11 protein-coding genes are annotated in these 16,311 nt (G+C 70.3%); 6 read left to right on the top strand and 5 right to left on the bottom strand.

Annotated elements, in window-relative coordinates:
• Window positions 1-79: 79 nt before the first annotated feature.
• Window positions 80-1,243 carry an ABC transporter substrate-binding protein gene (locus EL288_RS02855; RefSeq protein WP_003815015.1) on the bottom strand — a complete coding sequence of 388 codons (1,164 nt, stop codon included), beginning with the start codon at window positions 1,241-1,243 and terminating at the stop codon, window positions 80-82.
• 222 nt (window positions 1,244-1,465) lie between these two features.
• Between EL288_RS02855 and EL288_RS02850 the strand changes: the two genes are divergently transcribed.
• The 6 genes from EL288_RS02850 (at window position 1,466) to EL288_RS02825 (ending at window position 7,219) form a co-directional block, all read left to right on the top strand.
• Entirely contained in the window at window positions 1,466-2,356 is an 891-nt protein-coding gene (locus tag EL288_RS02850) for an alpha/beta hydrolase (RefSeq protein WP_010929728.1), read from the top strand.
• A gap of 3 nt (window positions 2,357-2,359) precedes the next feature.
• A complete protein-coding gene (locus EL288_RS02845) occupies window positions 2,360-2,863 on the top strand; it encodes a MarR family winged helix-turn-helix transcriptional regulator (RefSeq protein WP_003815019.1) in 504 nt (167 codons plus the stop codon).
• 42 nt (window positions 2,864-2,905) lie between these two features.
• On the top strand, window positions 2,906-3,904 hold the full coding sequence (locus EL288_RS02840) for a hypothetical protein (RefSeq protein WP_033459007.1): 999 nt from the start codon (window positions 2,906-2,908) through the stop codon (window positions 3,902-3,904).
• 67 nt (window positions 3,905-3,971) lie between these two features.
• Window positions 3,972-5,198, top strand: a complete 1,227-nt coding sequence (argJ, locus tag EL288_RS02835) for a bifunctional glutamate N-acetyltransferase/amino-acid acetyltransferase ArgJ (protein ID WP_003815023.1) — start codon at window positions 3,972-3,974, stop codon at window positions 5,196-5,198.
• A gap of 199 nt (window positions 5,199-5,397) precedes the next feature.
• Window positions 5,398-6,264, top strand: coding sequence for an ATP-binding protein (locus EL288_RS02830; protein ID WP_003815026.1), 867 nt, complete (start codon window positions 5,398-5,400; stop codon window positions 6,262-6,264).
• Window positions 6,257-7,219: a Nudix family hydrolase gene (locus tag EL288_RS02825; protein ID WP_003815027.1), complete on the top strand. Its 963-nt coding sequence runs from the start codon at window positions 6,257-6,259 to the stop codon at window positions 7,217-7,219. Before EL288_RS02830 ends, EL288_RS02825 begins: the two co-directional genes overlap by 8 nt.
• Before the next feature lie 10 nt (window positions 7,220-7,229).
• Here EL288_RS02825 and EL288_RS02820 read toward each other — a convergent pair whose 3' ends face one another.
• From EL288_RS02820 to EL288_RS02805, 4 genes are read right to left on the bottom strand one after another with little or no spacing between them, the layout of a single operon-like run.
• Window positions 7,230-8,732, bottom strand: a complete 1,503-nt coding sequence (locus tag EL288_RS02820; RefSeq protein ID WP_010929320.1) for an efflux transporter outer membrane subunit — start codon at window positions 8,730-8,732, stop codon at window positions 7,230-7,232.
• Window positions 8,729-11,836 carry a multidrug efflux RND transporter permease subunit gene (locus EL288_RS02815; RefSeq protein WP_003815032.1) on the bottom strand — a complete coding sequence of 1,036 codons (3,108 nt, stop codon included), beginning with the start codon at window positions 11,834-11,836 and terminating at the stop codon, window positions 8,729-8,731. The genes EL288_RS02820 and EL288_RS02815 overlap by 4 nt, the downstream gene beginning before the upstream one ends.
• Window positions 11,833-14,934 carry an MdtB/MuxB family multidrug efflux RND transporter permease subunit gene (locus EL288_RS02810; RefSeq protein WP_003815034.1) on the bottom strand — a complete coding sequence of 1,034 codons (3,102 nt, stop codon included), beginning with the start codon at window positions 14,932-14,934 and terminating at the stop codon, window positions 11,833-11,835. The genes EL288_RS02815 and EL288_RS02810 overlap by 4 nt, the downstream gene beginning before the upstream one ends.
• Complete coding sequence (locus EL288_RS02805; RefSeq protein WP_003815035.1) at window positions 14,931-16,181, bottom strand: MdtA/MuxA family multidrug efflux RND transporter periplasmic adaptor subunit; 1,251 nt, start codon at window positions 16,179-16,181, stop codon at window positions 14,931-14,933. Before EL288_RS02805 ends, EL288_RS02810 begins: the two co-directional genes overlap by 4 nt.
• Window positions 16,182-16,311: the final 130 nt, after the last annotated feature.

Here is a 16,311-nt window from a genome sequence, read left to right as displayed (position 1 = left end):
TCGCTCACGCCCGGACGGGCCGCCCGCGAGCCTGTTTGGCCGGCGGCCGCCGCCCGCGCGGCCGCCGCCGGGGCCTGTCCTAGAGTTTGCAGTCGCCGACGTAGACGTCCTGGTACTTGTCGAACACCTTGCCGGTCAGCTTGTTGGTGATGCGGCCGCTGCCGTCCTTCTCGACCACGCGTGCGTAGTAGGCCTGGATCGGGTAGTGGTTCTTGCCGTAGGTGAAGCTGCCGCGCACCGACGGATAGTCGGCCTGCTCGAGCGCCTTGACGATGGCGTCGCGGTCGGAGGCCTTGCCGCCGGCCTGCTTGACCGCCGCGTCGATCGACATGATCACGTCGTACGCCTGGGCGGCGTACACCGACGGATAGCGGCCGTTGTATTCCTTGCGGAAGGCCTCGACGAACTTCTTGTTCTGCGGCACGTCCAGGTCATGCGCCCACTGCGCCGTGTTGACCATGCCCAGCATCGGCTCGCCCACGGCCTGGATCACGTCCTCGTCGGCCGAGAAGCCCGGGCCCACCAGCGCGGTGCCCTGCGCCAGGCCGGTCGAGACGAACTGCTTGACGAAATTGATGCCCATGCCGCCCGGCAGGAAGATGTACACCGCATCGGGCTTGGCGGCGCGGATCTGCGCCAGCTCGGCCGCGTAGTCGATCTGGCCCAGCTTGGTGTAGAGCTCCTCGGCCACGGCGGTCTTGTAGCCGCGCTTGAAGCCGGTCAGGGCGTCCTTGCCGGCCGGATAGTCCGGCGCCATGATGAACACCTTCTTGTAGCCGCGGTCCGCGGCCACCTTGCCAGCGGCCTCGTGGAAGGCGTCGTTCTGGTACGAGTTGCCGAACCAGAACTTGTTGCACTGCGCGCCCGCGTACTGGCTGGGGCCGGGGTTGTTAGACAGGTAGGGGATCTTGGCGGCGAACAGCGCGGGCCCCACGGCCAGCGCCACGTTCGAGCCGATCGGACCGGTGAAGAAATCGACCTTCTCGCGCTGGATGTAGCGCGTCACCAGCTGGCGCGCCTGGTCCGGGTTGCCGCCCATGTCGGTCTGCAGGAATTCGGCCTGCTGGCCGCCCAGCTTGCCGCCCAGTTCCTTGATGGCCAGGTTGAATCCATCACGCGCCTCGGCGCCCAGCGCCGCGAACGGTCCGGAAATGTCGTTGGCGATGCCGACCTTGATCGGATCGGCGTTGGCCAGGCCGGGCGCAAGCGCCAGGGCGGCCAGCAGGGAAGGGATGAGACGCATGGTGGAAGCTCCTTGCGCTTGGCGCGCGGCAGGTGTGTTCTTATGAGACGTTCGATTCGGATGCTTCAGTGCGCAGCCCGCCGCCGGCGCGGCGCGCGGACCCACAGCCCCGCGCGCCCGAGGCCGCCGCAAGAATTTGCGGCAAGGAACTGGCGTGCGTCATAGTTTAGGTTTAAAGTATTCCGCAAAACAAGTCTAGGGTTTTTCCCAATAAACCACGCCATGGCCGCTATCTACCGTCATTACGATCGCGCTGCGCTCGATGTGCAATACAACGCACGCGCGACAGTACCCGACATCCAGCCGATTCTCAAGCGCTATGCCGAGGCCAGCCAGCAGGCGCGCGACGCGCTGCCGTGCACGCTGGACGTCCCCTATGGCGATCACCCCGACGAATTGCTCGACATCTTCCCGGCCGACGGCGTGCGCGCCGCCCCGGTGCTGGTCTACATCCATGGCGGCTACTGGCGCGCGCTCAACAAGAGCGATTCGTGCAACATGGCGCCGGCCTTCACCCGCGCCGGCGCGCTGGTGGTGGCGGTCAACTACTCGCTGGCGCCGGCGGTCACGCTGGACCGCATCGTCGACCAGAACCGCCGCGCGCTGGCCTGGATACACCGCCATATCGCCGAGTACGGCGGCGACCCGGCCCGCATCACGATCTGCGGCAGTTCGGCCGGCGGGCACCTGGTGGGCGCGCTGCTGGCCGGCGGCTGGCACGGGCAGTACGGCGCGCCCGAGGACATCGTGCACAGCGCCGCCCCGCTGTCGGGGCTGTTCGACCTGCGCCCGCTGGTGCACACCCACATCAACGAATGGATGCGCATGAGCCCGGCCGACGCCGAGCGCAACAGCCCCGCCCTGCACATGCCGCGGCGCGGCTGCCCCATCGTGGTCAGCTACGGCGAAACCGAAACCGACGAATTCAAGCGCCAGAGCGACGACTTCCTGCGCGACTGGCTGGCGCTCGGCTACCCGGGCCGCTACATCCCCATGCCCGGCACCAATCATTACGACATCGTGCTGACCCTGAACGAGCCCGCCAGCGCGCTGACGCAGGCGATCTTCGCGCTGATGGGCCTTGCGCCCCCGCCCACTCCCTCTATCCGCTGAGCCATGATCGACACTCCCGACCTGGAAACGCGCGCCGCGCCCGAGGACCATCACGCGCTGCGCCTGTGGCTGCGCATGCTGACCTGCTGCAACCTGATCGAATCGGAGATCCGCAGCCGGCTGCGCACCGAGTTCGACACCACGCTGCCGCGCTTCGACCTGATGGCGCAGCTGCAGCGCGCGCCCAAGGGCATGAAGATGGGCGAGCTGTCGCGCCACATGATGGTCACCAACGGCAATATCACCGGCATCACCGACCAGCTCGAAAAGGAAGGGCTGGTGGTGCGCACCAAGGTGGAGAGCGACCGGCGCAGCTCGGTGCTGAAACTGACGCCGCAGGGCAAGCGCACCTTCGCCCGCATGGCGCGCGCGCACGAAAGCTGGGTCACCGGCATGCTCGACGACCTGCCCGAGGCCAGCCGCCACGCCATGTACAAGGCGCTGGGCGAGCTGAAGCTGCAGGTGGTGGCCCATCGCGCGCTGGCCCAGCGCGACGGCGCCTCGTGACAGGCCGGCCACGCCGGCGCCGGCCCGGCGCATAATTCCACCATGATTTCCCTGTCCGTTCCTGGCGGCAATTTCTACCTGGCAATGGCGCTGTCGCTGTTCTGCCTGAGCACCCTGCTGACCTGGGCGGTCACGCTGGCCGCCAACCGCGGGGCGCGCCGCTGGCTGGCGGCGCACCGCCGCCTGGGCCCGGCGCTGATGGTGCTGCTGGCGGTGGCCGGCGCCATCTTCCCCTACCAGCATTTCAGCCAGTGGCGCCAGGCGCAGCGCGAGGCGCGCGAACAGGCCGCCCGGCGCGCCGTGCTGGAGGCCGCCCGCCGCGTCGACGGCATCGACATGCCGGCCGGCACCGAACTGCGGCTGGCCGAACCTGGCCGGCTGGACAGTTTCCAGGGCGCGGACTTCCCGGTGCCCGCGCACGTGGCCGGGCTGCGCGTCACGCGCCTGGTCCGCCACGGCGCCGCGCCGGGCGGCCGGCAAGGCTGGTCGGTCACGCTTGACGGCAACCAGCGCATCGACGGCTGGCTGTGCTCGCGCGGCCACCAGGTCGAATTGGCCGTGCGGGATGGCACGCCCGCTTTCGCCGGCTGCCACCTGGCCGCCGGCAACGAGATCGGCGGCGCGGCCGTGCCGCCCGGCGCCTGGGTGGCGGCGCGCCAGTCCGGCCCGTGGCTGCTGCGCACCGAAGGCAGCGACCCGCTGGACGTGGGCCGGCTGCCGCTGCTCAAGGTGGACATGACGCTCGACGACCGGCGCCAGGTCGCCGGTTTCGAGGGCCTGCTGGCGCGCGAGCTGACCCTGGGCGAGATGACCTACCCCACCGGCACCCGGGTGGCCAGCGCGCCGGCCGGCCTGGCGCAGGCCCAGGCGGGCGACCTGCTGTTCAGCCCCTCGCGCGGGCGGGCCGCCCGGCGCGGCGCGGGCACCGAGATCGTGGCCGGCAAGTCGGTGCTGCAGGCGCCCGACGGCACGGTGCGCGCGGTGCTGGCCAACCGCGACGCCGGCGTGCTGGATTTCGCCGCCGTGCGCATGGCCCCCTAGCAGTAGTGGGATAATAGCCAGCTTCAGACGCCGCCCAAGGCGCCGCCCTGCCCTATGAGACGAAGTCATGGCCGTTAATCTGCAGATTCCCTCCGAATCCGAAATCCTTCCCGTCGCCGGTGTCGAAATCGGCGTGGCCGAAGCCGGCATCCGCAAGGCCGGCCGGCGCGACCTCACGGTGTTCCGCCTGGCGCCGGGCAGCGCGGTGGCCGGCGTGTTCACGCGCAACCGCTTCCGCGCCGCGCCGGTGCAGGTGTGCGAAGCGCACCTGGCCCAGGGCGGCCCGATCCGCGCCCTGGTCGTCAACACCGGCAACGCCAACGCCGGCACCGGCGCGCCCGGCCTGAAGAACGCCCAGGACACCTGCGCGGCGCTGGGCAAGCTGCTGGACGTCCCCGCCGAACAGATCCTGCCGTTTTCCACCGGCGTGATCCTCGAGCCGCTGCCGATGGACCGCCTGACCGCCGGCCTGCCGGCCGCGGTGGCGGACCTGCGGGCCGACGGCTGGTACGGCGCGGCCCACGGCATCATGACCACCGATACGCTGCCGAAGATCCATTCGCGCCGCGTGGACATCGGCGGCAAGACCGTCACCATCACCGGCATCAGCAAGGGCGCCGGCATGATCCGGCCCAACATGGCCACCATGCTGGGCTTTCTGGCCACCGACGCCGGCATCGCCCAGCCGCTGCTGCGCCAGCTGGCCATCGAGCTGGCCGACGTCTCGTTCAACCGCATCACGGTCGACGGCGACACCTCGACCAACGACTCGTTCATCCTGATCGCCACCGGCCAGGCCGGCGTGACGGTCGACAGCGCCGGCGACGCGGCCTATGCGGCCCTGCGCGATGCGCTGGCCGCCGCCGCCACCGACCTGGCGCAGAAGATCGTGCGCGACGCCGAGGGCGCCACCAAGTTCATGACCATCCGCGTCGAGGAAGCCGGCAATACCGAAGAGGCCCTCAAGGTGGCCTACGCGGTCGCGCACTCGCCGCTGGTCAAGACCGCCTTCTTCGCCTCCGACCCCAACCTGGGCCGCATCCTGGCGGCGATCGGCTATGCCGGCATCGACGACCTGGACGTCTCGCGCCTGCGCCTGTGGCTGGGCGACGTGCTGGTGGCCGTCGACGGCGGCCGCAACCCCGACTACCAGGAAGCCGACGGCCAGCGCGTCATGAAGCAGGCCGAGATCCTGGTGCGCATCGCGCTGGGCCGCGGCCAGGTGGCCGACACGGTCTATACCTGCGACTTCTCGCACGAGTATGTCACCATCAACGCCGATTACCGTTCCTGAACCGGAACACCCCGGCGCGCATGGCCGCGGCGCACGCCGCCCGGCCGCCGCGCGCCCGCAAGCCCCGTCTGCAGCGCGCGGCGCCATCCCCGTCCGCGCGCCTGCCGGCCCACCGCGCCCTATCCCGCGGCGCGGCGCCGGCGTCATCGAGCAACCGTAAACGCGGCGTCCCGCCGGGCGCCGCCGCCAAGGAACCGCAGTGACCGCAACAGACCTCACCCCCCTCCTCGCCCGCGCCGAGCGCGTGCTGGCGCAACTGGAAGCCTGGCTGCCGCCGGCGCCGCCCGACATCGACTGGTCCGCCCACGCCTACCGCTGGCGCAAGCGCGGTTCGCGCGGCTGGCTGGACGCCGTGCGCCACGTGGCGCGCATCGAGCTGGACGATCTGCAGCACATCGAGCGCCAGAAAGACATCATCGACCGCAACACGCGCCAGTTCCTCGAATCCAAGCCGGCCAACAATGTGCTGATGACCGGCGCGCGCGGCACCGGCAAGAGCTCGCTGGTCAAGGCCATGCTGGCCGCCTACGGCGACCGGGGCCTGCGCCTGATCGAAGTGGACAAGTCCGACCTGGGCGACCTGGCCGACATCGTCGAGCTCGTGGCGGCGCGGCCCGAGCGCTACATCGTGTTCTGCGACGACCTGTCGTTCGAGGAAGGCGAGGCCGGCTACAAGGCGCTGAAATCCGTGCTCGACGGCTCGGTCGCGGCCTCGGGCGACAACGTGCTGATCTACGCCACCTCGAACCGCCGCCACTTGATGCCCGAATACATGAGCGAGAACCTGGCCGCCAAGCACCAGCCCGACGGCGAGATCCACCCCGGCGAAACCGTCGAGGAAAAGATCTCGCTGTCCGAGCGCTTCGGCCTGTGGCTGTCGTTCTACCCGTTCAAGCAGGACGACTACCTGGACATCGTCTACCACTGGCTGCGCGAGCTGAACTGCCCGGCCGACCAGATCGAGGCCTCGCGCACCGAGGCCCTGCAGTGGACGCTCGAACGCGGCTCGCGCTCGGGCCGGGTCGCCTATCAATTCGCACGCGACTGGGCCGCCCGCCATGTCTGAAAAAATCGTCGATGTCGCCGCGGGCCTGATCCTGCGCCCGGATGGCCAGCTGCTGCTGGGGCAGCGCCCCGAGGGCAAGCCCTGGGCCGGCTGGTGGGAGCTGCCCGGCGGCAAGCTGGAGCCGGGCGAAACCGTGCTGCAGGCCCTGGCGCGCGAACTGCATGAAGAGCTGGGCATCCGCGTGACCGAGGCGCACCCCTGGGTGACCTATGTGCACGTCTACCCGCACACCACCGTGCGGCTGGCGTTCTGCCACGTCACCGGCTGGGAAGGCGAACCCCGCGGGCTGGAAAACCAGCGCCTGGAATGGGTCGACCCGGCGCGCGCGCACGAGGTCGGCGACCTGCTGCCGGCGGCCCTGCCGCCGCTGCGCTGGCTGCAGCTGCCCACCGCCTACGCCATCAGCGCCATCGGCGCGCCCGCCGCACTGGCCGATTTCACCGCGCGGCTGCGGCAAGCCCTGGACGGGGGCCTGAAACTGGTGCTGCTGCGCGAGCCCGACTGGCCCGGCGGCGCCGACGCCGCTTCGCTGCGCGACGCCATGCAGGCCATCCTGGCGCAATGCCGCGCCGCCGGCGCGCGCCTGTTGGTCAGCAGCCGCCATCCGCAGGCCTGGTGGCGCGAAGCCGACGGCGTACATCTGACGGCGCGCGACGCGCAGGCGCTCAAGCAGCGTCCGGCGCTGCCCGAGGGCGCGCTGGTGGGCGTCTCGGCCCACGGCCATGCCGAGATCGTGCATGCACGCGACCTGGGCGCGGATTTCGCGGTGCTGGGCCCGGTGCTCGCCACCGCCAGCCACCCGGAGCAGGCGCCGCTGGGCTGGCCCGGCTTCGCGGCCGGCATCCGCGACGCCGGCATGCCGGTCTACGCGCTGGGCGGCCAGTCGCCCGCCACCCTGGCCGAGGCGCGCCTGCACGGCGCGCACGGCATCGCCGGGATCCGCGGGCTGCTCTGACGCAACGGCGCTAGGGCGCGGACGGCGCGGACGGCTCGGCCGCCGCGCTGGCCGCCGCCTCGGCCGGCAAGCCCTGCCACCCGCCGCCCAGCGCCGCGATCAGCTGCACGCTGGCGTTGAGCCGGCTGCCCAGCAGGCTGATGGCGTTGCGCTCGGTGTTCAGCGCGGTGGTTTCCAGCACCGCCACGCTCAGGTAGTCGATCAGCCCCTGCTCGTACTGGTTGCGCGCCAGGCGCAGCGATTCGCGCGCGGACTCGAGCGCATTGCGCTGCACCTGCTGCTCGTGCTCCATCACGCGCAGCTGCACCAGGTAATCCTCCACCTCGCGCAGCGCCGTCAGCACGCTCTGGCGGTAGGCGGCCGCCTGCGCGTCATAGGCGGCGCGGGCCTGCTCGACGCGCGCCGAACGCGCGCCGCCGTCGAACAGCGTCATGGCCAGCGCCGGGCCGAGGGTCCAGAAGCGCGCCGGCGCGGTCAGCCACTCGGCGAACTGGCCGCTGCGAAAACCGCCGCTGGCCGACAAGGTCAGGTCCGGGAACCAGGCCGCCTGCGCCACGCCGATCTGCGCATTGGCGGCGGCCGCGCGCCGCTCGGCGGCCGCCACGTCGGGCCGGCGCTCCAGCAGTTGCGAGGGCAGGCCCGCCGGGATGTCCGGCAGTTGCTGCGCGAACGGCTGCGCCGGCAGGGCGAAGCGCGAAGGCGCCTGCCCCATCAGCACCGCGATGGCGTGCTCGAACTGGCCGCGCTGCCAGTCCAGGTCGATGGACTGGGCCCGCGTGTTCTCCAGCTGGGTGCGCGCCACCGCCACGTCGGACTTGCCCACCACGCCGGCTTCGTAGCGGTTCTGCGTCAGGCGCAGCGAGCGCTCGTAGGCCAGCACCGTGGCGTCGAGCAGGCGCTTCTGCTCGTCGAGCACGCGCAATTGCAGGTAGTTCTGCACCAGGGCGGCCTGCGCGCTCAGGCGGGTGGCGGCCAGGTCCGCCGCGCTGGCCTGCGCCTCGGCGCGGCTGGACTCGACCTCGCGGCGCACCCGGCCCCACACATCGACTTCCCAGCTGACCGACCCACTGAGCGAGTACTGGTTGCCGACCGAGCTGCCGTTCGAGCCGGCGCCGCTGCCGCCGCCCGAGCCGGACCGCGTCACGTCGGCGCCCGCGCCTATGGTGGGGAAGAAGCCGGCGCGCGCATTGCGCACCAGCGCCTGGGCCTGGCGATAATTGGCCTCGGCCTGCGCCACGGAGTAGTTGCCCTGGTTCAATTGCTGCACCAGGCCGTCGAGCACCGGGTCGCCATACACCTGCCACCATTGCCCGCGCGCGCTCTCGTCGCTGGGCTGCGCGGGCGTCCAGCCGGGCTGCGGCGCGGCGGCCTCCTTGTAGGCGGCCCCCACGTCGATGGCGGGTCGCTGGTAGTCGGGCCCGACCGCACAGCCGCCCAGCGCCGCGCACAGCGCCGCGACGGCCAGCCGGCGGCGCGGCGGAACGGAGAATCGGAAACCAGGCATACGGATCATGGGCGGGTGGGATCAGGAGCGGACCGCGCCGCGCGCCGGCGCGCGGCCCACAGGCGGAAGCGGTCCAGGTACAGGTACACCACCGGCGTGGTGTACAGGGTAAGGATCTGGCTGAGCACCAGGCCGCCCACGATGGTGATGCCCAGCGGACGGCGCATCTCCACGCCAGGCCCGCTGGCCAGCATCAGCGGCAAGGCGCCGAAAATGGCCGCCATGGTCGTCATCATGATGGGACGGAAACGCGTCAGGCAGGCGCGCAGGATCGCCGCGCGCGCGTCCAGGCCATCGCGCCGCTCGGCCTCCAGCGCGAAGTCGACCATCATGATGGCGTTCTTCTTGACGATGCCGATCAGCAGGAACACGCCGATCAGCGCGATCAGGGTGAACTCGTGGCCGAGCAGCATCAGGGCCAGCAGCGCGCCGATGCCGGCCGACGGCAGCGTGGACAGGATGGTCAGCGGGTGCACCAGGCTTTCGTACAGAATGCCCAGCACGATATACATCGTCACCAGCGCCGCCAGGATCAGCCATGGCTGGCGCGCCAGCGTCTTCTGCAGCTCGGCCGCCGTGCCCTGGAAACCCGCCTGGATCTGGTCCGACGGCAGGCCGATCCGGGCCACGGCCGCGTCGATGGCGCCGGTGGCCTGGTCCAGCGATACGCCGGGCGACAGGCTGAACGAAATCGTATCGGCCACGAACAGCCCCTGGTGGCTGACCGACAGCGGCGCGTTGGCCACCTTCAGCTGCGCGAAAGCCGCCAGCGGCACGCGCTGGCCGTCGGCCGCGATCACATGCACCTGCTTGAGCGACTCGATATCCTGCGCGAAGCGCGGATCCACGCCCATGACCACGTGGTACTGGTTCAGCGGCCCGTAGATGACCGAAACCTGGCGCTGGCTGAATGAATTGTTCAGCACCGCCGAAATGGTGGCCATGCTCACGCCCAGCCGCGTGGCGGCATCGCGGTCGATCACCAGATCGATCTGGCGCCCCTTGTCCTCGACATCGGCGTCCACATCGGTGATTTCGGGCAATGCCGCCATGGCCCGCTGCACCCTGGGCATCCATTCGCGCAGCAGCGCCAGGTCGCCGGACATCAGCGTGTAGTCGTACGAGCCGGAACTCTGGCGCCCGCCGATATGGATATCCTGCTGCGCCACCAGGAACATGCGCGCGCCGGGTTCGTTCTGCAGGCGCCCGCGCAACCGGTTGATGACCGTGTCGGCGCTCACGCCGCGCTCTTCGAGCGGCTTGAGCTGGATCTGCATGAAGCTGGAATTGCTGCCGCCGCGACCGCCCGCGTAGGCCGTCACGCTCTGCACCGCCGGGTCGGCCAGGATGACCTTGCGGAAGTACTCCAGCTTGGGCACCGTGGCCTGGAACGAGGTGCCCTGGTCACCGCGGAAAAAGCCCAGCAGCTGGCCGGTGTCCTGCTGCGGGAAAAAGCCCTTGGGCACCACCATGTACAGATACACGTTGAGCCCGATGGTGGCGGCCAGGATCAGCATCATCAGCCGCGCATGCGCCAGCGCCCAGCCCAGGCTGCGCTCGTAGCCGCCCTGCATGCCGCCGTACAGGCGCGTCCAGAGGCGCCCGATCCGCCCCGGCGGGCGCGGCGCGGCCGGCTCGGCGCGCAGCAGCCGCGCGCACATCATGGGCGTGAGCGTCAGCGACACCACCAGCGAAACCAGGATGGAGGCCGACAGGGTCACGGCGAACTCGCGAAACAGCCGCCCCGCCACGCCGCCCATCAGCAGGATGGGGATGAACACCGCCACCAGCGACAGGCTCATCGACAGCACGGTGAAGCCCACCTCGCGCGAGCCGCGCAGCGCCGCGCGCATGGGCGTGGCGCCGCGCTCGATATGCCGCATGATGTTTTCCAGCACCACGATGGCGTCGTCGACCACGAACCCGGTGGCCACGATCAGGGCCATGAGCGAAATGGTGTTCAGCGTGTAGCCGCACAAGTACATCACACAGAAGGTGCCGATCAGCGATACCGGCACCGCCACGCTGGGAATGAAGGCGGCGCGCAGCCGGCGCAGGAACAGCAGCACCACCAGCACCACCAGGCCCACCGCGATGACCAGCGTCAGCTCGGCCTCGTGCAGCGAGGCGCGGATGCTGGGCGTGCGATCCTGCGCCACGGTCAGGTCCACGTCGCCCGGCAGCAGGGCCGCCAGCTGGGGCAGCTGGGCGCGCACCGCGTCGACGGTCTCGATGATGTTGGCGTCGGCCTGGCGCCGCACGATCATCAGGATGGCCTTGCGGTCGTTGTAGAAGCCGGTCTGGTACAGGTCCTCGACCGAGTCTTCCACGCTGGCCACGTCGGACAGCCGCACGGCCGCGCCGTCGCGCCAGGCCACGATCAGCGGCCGGTACTGCTCGGCGCGGTCGAGCTGGTCGCTGGCCATGACCTGCCAGTGGTACTGGTCGTTCTCCACCATGCCCTTGGGGCGGTTGGCGTTGGCGCTGGACAGCGCCTGGCGCACCTCGTCGAGCGACACGCCGCGATTGGCCAGCGCGCCCGGGATGAGGTTGACGCGCACCGCCGGCAGCGAGCTGCCGCCCACCGTCACCTCGCCCACGCCGTTCACCTGGGCCAGCTTCTGCGCGACGATGGTCGAGGCCAGGTCGTACAGCTTGCCCTGGCCCAGCGTGGCCGAGGTCATGGCCAGCGTCATGATGGGCGCCGCCGACGGATTGGCCTTGTGGTACGTGGGGTTGCTGCGCAGGCTGGTGGGCAGCAGCGAGCGCGCCGCGTTGATGGCGGCCTGCACGTCGCGCGCCGCGCCATCGACGTCGCGGCTGAGATCGAACTGCAGGGTGATGCGGGTCGACCCCTGCGAGCTGCGCGAGGTCATCTCGGTAACGCCGGCGATGCTGCCCAGCGAGCGCTCCAGCGGCGTGGCCACGCTGGAGGCCATGGTCTCGGGGCTGGCGCCGGGCAGGCTGGCCGATACCGAAATGGTCGGGATGTCCACTTGCGGCAGGGGCGCGACCGGCAACAGGCGGTACGCCAGCAGCCCGGCCAGCACCACGCCCAGGCACAGCAGCGTGGTGGCCACCGGACGGACGATGAACGGCGCCGACAGAATCATGGCGCCTGCCGCGCGGCCGCGCCGGCGCCGCCGCGACGGCGCGCCAGCCGGTCAAACATGAGGTAGATCACCGGCGTGGTGAACAGCGTCAGCACCTGGCTGACGAGCAGCCCGCCCACCATCACCAGCCCCAGGGGCTGGCGCAGCTCGGCCCCGGTGCCGGTCGAGAGCATCAGCGGCAGCGCGCCGAACAGGGCCGCCAGCGTCGTCATCAGGATGGGCCGAAAGCGCAGCAGCGCCGCCTCGTGGATGGCTTCGCGCGGCGCCAGCCCGCGCTTGCGCTCGGCCTCCAGGGCGAAGTCGATCATCATGATGGCGTTCTTCTTGACGATGCCGATCAGCAGGATGATGCCGATGATGCCTATCATGTCCAGGTCGGTGCCGCTGATCAGCAGGGCCAGCAGCGCCCCCACCCCGGCCGAAGGCAGGGTGGACAGGATCGTGATCGGGTGGATGTAGCTTTCATACAGGATGCCCAGCACGATGTACATGGTGACCACCGCGGCCAGGATCAGCCACAGCGTGCTGTCGAGCGAATTCTGGAACGCCAGCGCCGCCCCCTGGAAGCGCGTGTCGATCGCCAGCGGCAGCCCGATCTCGGCCTGCACGGCCGAAATCGCCTCGACCGCGCCCGACAGCGAGGCCCCGGGCGCCAGGTTGAACGACACCGTGGTCATGGGGAACTGGTCGAGCCGGTTGACCGCCAGCACCGTGCGCCCCTCGGAAATGCGCGCGACCGACGACAGCGGCACCTGCGCGCCGGAAGCCGTCGGTACATGGATATGGTCCAGCGACTGGGGCGACTGGCGGAACTGCGGCAGCACCTCCAGCACCACCCGGTACTGGTTGGACTGCGTGAAGACGGTGGAAATCAGCCGCTGGCCGAATGCGTCATAAAGCGCCTCGTCGATCACCGCGGCGGTGATCCCCAGCCGCGAGGCGGCGTCGCGATCGATCTCGACCCAGGTCTGCAGGCCCTGGTCCTGCAGGTCGTAGGTGACGTCGGCAAGCTGCGGCACCTGGCGCAGCCGCTCGACCAGCCTGGGTGCCCACTCGCTGAGCACGGCCAGGTCGGGGTTGGACAGCGTCATCTGGTATTGCGTGCGGCTGACGCGGTCCTCGATGGTCAGGTCCTGCACCGGCTGCATGTACACCGTCAGGCCCAGGTCGGTCCCGCCATGCAGCGCGTCCTGCAGGCGCGCCATCACGGTCTTGAGATCGCCGCTGCGCTCGCTCTGCGGCTTGAGGGCGATCTGCATGCGGCCGTTGTTCAGCGTGGGGTTGCTGCCGTCGACGCCGATGAACGAGGACACGGCGGCCACGTCGGGATCCTGCACGATGATGCGCGCGGCCTCCTGCTGGCGCTGCGACATGGCGGCGAACGAGATGGTCTGCGGCGCCTGCGTGATGGCCTGGATCAGCCCGCTGTCCTGCTGCGGAAAGAAGCCCTTGGGCACGACGATGTACAGCAGCACCGTCAGCGCGAAGGTGCCCAGCGCCACCAGCAGCGTCAGCGGCTGGTGGCGCAGCACCACCTGCAGCATGCGGTCGTAGCCGGCGATCACGCGGTCGATCAGCGCGCCGGTGGCCTGGTGAAAGCGCCCATGGCGCTGCTCGGACTCGGGCCGCAGCAGGCGCGCGCACATCATCGGCGTAAGCGTCAGCGACACCACCAGCGAGATCAGGATCGCCACGGCCAGCGTCACCGCGAACTCGCGGAACAGCCGCCCCACCACCTCGGTCATGAACAGCAGCGGAATCAGCACGGCGATCAGCGAGAAGGTCAGCGAAATCAGCGTGAAGCCGATCTGCGCGGCGCCCTTGAGCGCCGCCTGCAGGGGCGTCTCGCCCTCTTCCAGGTGGCGCGCGATGTTCTCGATCATGACGATGGCGTCGTCGACCACGAAGCCGGTCGCGATGGTCAGCGCCATCAGGGTCAGGTTGTTGATGCTGAAGCCGGCCAGGTACATGATGCCGAACGTGCCGATCAGCGACAGCGGCACCACCACGCTGGGGATCACGGTAGCCGTGAGGCTGCGCAGGAACAGGAACGTGACCAGCACCACCAGCCCCACCGCCAGCAGCATCTCGAACTGCACGTCGGCCACCGAGTCGCGGATGGTCTGGGTGCGGTCGGCCACCACCACCAGGTCCAGCGTGGCCGGCATCGCGGCGCGCAGCTGCGGCAGCAAGGCATGGATGCGGTCCACCACGTCGATCACGTTGGCGCCGGGCTGGCGCTGCACGTTCAGCAGGATGGCGGGCTTGTCGCCCACCCAGGCCGCCTGGCGGATGTCCTCGGCGCCCTGCACCGCGCGCGCCACGTCGGACAGGCGCAGCGGCGCGTCGTTGCGGTAGGCGATGATCAGGTCGTTGTAGTCGGTGGGCGACTTCAGCTGGTCGTTGGCGTTGATGGTGGTGGAGCGGATCGGCCCGTCCAGGTTGCCCTTGGGCTGATTGACGTTGGCGCCGACCACCGCCGTGCGCAGGTCCGCCAGGCTCAGGCCGGCCGAGGCCAGGGCCTGCGGATTGACCTGTACCCGCACCGCCGGGCGCTGCCCGCCCGCCACGCTGACCAGGCCCACGCCGGGAATCTGCGACAGCCGCTGGGCCATGCGCGTATCGACCAGGTCGCGCACCTGCGGCAGCGGCATGGTGGGCGAGGTCACCGCCAGGGTCAGCACGGCCGCGTCGGCCGGGTTGACCTTGTTGTAGGTGGGCGGCACCGGCAGATCGTTGGGCAGCAGGTTGGAGGCCGCGTTGATGGCCGCCTGCACCTGCTGCTCGGCCACGTCCAGCGACAGGTCGAGGCTGAACTGCAGCGTGATGACCGACGCGCCGCCGGAGCTGGTGGACGACATCTGGTTCAGGCCCGGCATCTGGCCGAACTGGCGCTCCAGCGGCGAGGTCACCAGCGAGGTCATCACATCGGGGCTGGCGCCGGGATACAGCGTGACCACCTGGATGGTCGGATAGTCGACTTCGGGCAGCGCCGACACGGGCAGCAGCCGATAGGCGATCAGGCCGGCGATCAGGATCGCCACCATCGACAAGGCGGTGGCGACCGGCCGCAGGATGAACAGGCGCGACGGGCTCACGGCGTCCGCCTGGGCGCCCCGGTATTGACCGGCGCGGCCGCTTCCGGCGTGGTGCCGGTCACGATCTCTATCCTGGCGCCGGCGCGCAGCCGGTCCATGCCTTCGACCACGACCTTGTCGCCGGGCTGCAGGCCCTCGTTGACCGCCACCCAGTCGCCGTTGATGGCGCCCAGCTTGACCTGCCGCACCGCCACCGTGTCATCGGGCTGGGCCAGGAACACGAAGGCGCCGGCCGAACCCTGCTGCACCGCCGCGTTGGGTATCGCGGTCATGCCGCTGCGCGTCTCGACATACAGGCGCACGTTGACGAACTGGTTGGGAAACAGCGCCTCCTCGGCGTTGTCGAAACGCGCCTTCAGCTTGACCGTGCCGGTGGCCACGTCGATCTGGTTGTCGACGGTCTCGAGCTGGCCGCTGGCGATGCGGCGCGTGTCGGCGCGGTCATAGGCTTCCACCGGCAGCTGCCGCCCGGCGCGCAACTGCGCCAGCACCTCGGGCAGCTGGGTTTCGGGCAGCGTGAACACCACCGCGATGGGCTGGGTCTGGGTGATCACCACCAGGCCATTGGCGTCGCCGCTGGAAATCAGGTTGCCCTGGTCCACCTGGCGCAGGCCCAGCCGGCCGGCGATGGGCGCGGTGATGCGCGAGAAATCCAGTTGCAGCCGGGCGCTGTCCACGGCCGCCCGGTCGCTCTTGATGGTGCCCTCGTACTGGCGCACCAGCGCCGCCTGCGTGTCGAGCTGCTGGCGGGCGATCGAATCCTGCTTGTAGAGCGTCTGGTAGCGCTGCAAGTCGCGGCGCGCGTTTTCCAGTTGCGCCAGGTTCTGCTGCTGCTGGCCCTGCGCCTGCGCCAGCGCCACCTCGAAGGGCCGCGGGTCGACCTGCGCCAGCAGATCGCCGGCCTTGACGTGCTGGCCTTCCTGGAACGCCACCTTGACCAGTTCGCCATCGACGCGGCTGCGCACCGTCACGGTGTTGTAGGCGGTCACCGTGCCCAGCGCCCGCAGGACGATCTGGATATCCTGGGTGCGGGCCTCGCCCACGCGCACCGGCACCGCCATGTTCATCATCGAGGCCGGGCCGCCGCGCATGGCGCCGCGGCCGCCGGGCCGGCCCTGCTGCCCGCCCGTGTCCTTCGGCCACAGCCACCAGGCCAGGGCCAGGACGGCCAGGACGGCGATCGCGGCTGCGATCAGGCGGCGGCGCCCCTGGCGGGCAGGCGGCGCAACGGAACGGCTTTCAGGCATGAGGTATCCGGCAAGACGGCAAGGAGCCGCTATTTTCCACCAGACCGGCCCAAACTGGCAGTTTGCCGGGCGCTGCTGAAATAGACCGCAACAGGATTCGGCCCCCACACGCCCGCGATCACGGGTCGTT

Origin of the sequence: Bordetella bronchiseptica, from assembly GCF_900636925.1 — a bacterium.
GTDB classification, from domain to species: Bacteria; Pseudomonadota; Gammaproteobacteria; order Burkholderiales; family Burkholderiaceae_B; genus Bordetella; species Bordetella pertussis.
The sequence above is the reverse complement of the archived record's forward strand: the minus strand, read 5'-3'. Positions and strand labels throughout refer to the sequence as shown.

Excerpts from the sequence above, each read along its gene's own strand:
- EL288_RS02855 (WP_003815015.1), bottom strand. The coding sequence starts at position 1,243 with ATGCGTCTCATCCCTTCCCTGCTGGCCGCCCTGGCGCTTGCGCCCGGC.
- EL288_RS02850 (WP_010929728.1), top strand. The coding sequence starts at position 1,466 with ATGGCCGCTATCTACCGTCATTACGATCGCGCTGCGCTCGATGTGCAA.
- EL288_RS02845 (WP_003815019.1), top strand. The coding sequence starts at position 2,360 with ATGATCGACACTCCCGACCTGGAAACGCGCGCCGCGCCCGAGGACCAT.
- EL288_RS02840 (WP_033459007.1), top strand. The coding sequence starts at position 2,906 with ATGATTTCCCTGTCCGTTCCTGGCGGCAATTTCTACCTGGCAATGGCG.
- argJ (WP_003815023.1), top strand. The coding sequence starts at position 3,972 with ATGGCCGTTAATCTGCAGATTCCCTCCGAATCCGAAATCCTTCCCGTC.
- EL288_RS02825 (WP_003815027.1), top strand. The coding sequence starts at position 6,257 with ATGTCTGAAAAAATCGTCGATGTCGCCGCGGGCCTGATCCTGCGCCCG.
- EL288_RS02820 (WP_010929320.1), bottom strand. The coding sequence starts at position 8,732 with ATGATCCGTATGCCTGGTTTCCGATTCTCCGTTCCGCCGCGCCGCCGG.
- EL288_RS02815 (WP_003815032.1), bottom strand. The coding sequence starts at position 11,836 with ATGATTCTGTCGGCGCCGTTCATCGTCCGTCCGGTGGCCACCACGCTG.
- EL288_RS02805 (WP_003815035.1), bottom strand. The coding sequence starts at position 16,181 with ATGCCTGAAAGCCGTTCCGTTGCGCCGCCTGCCCGCCAGGGGCGCCGC.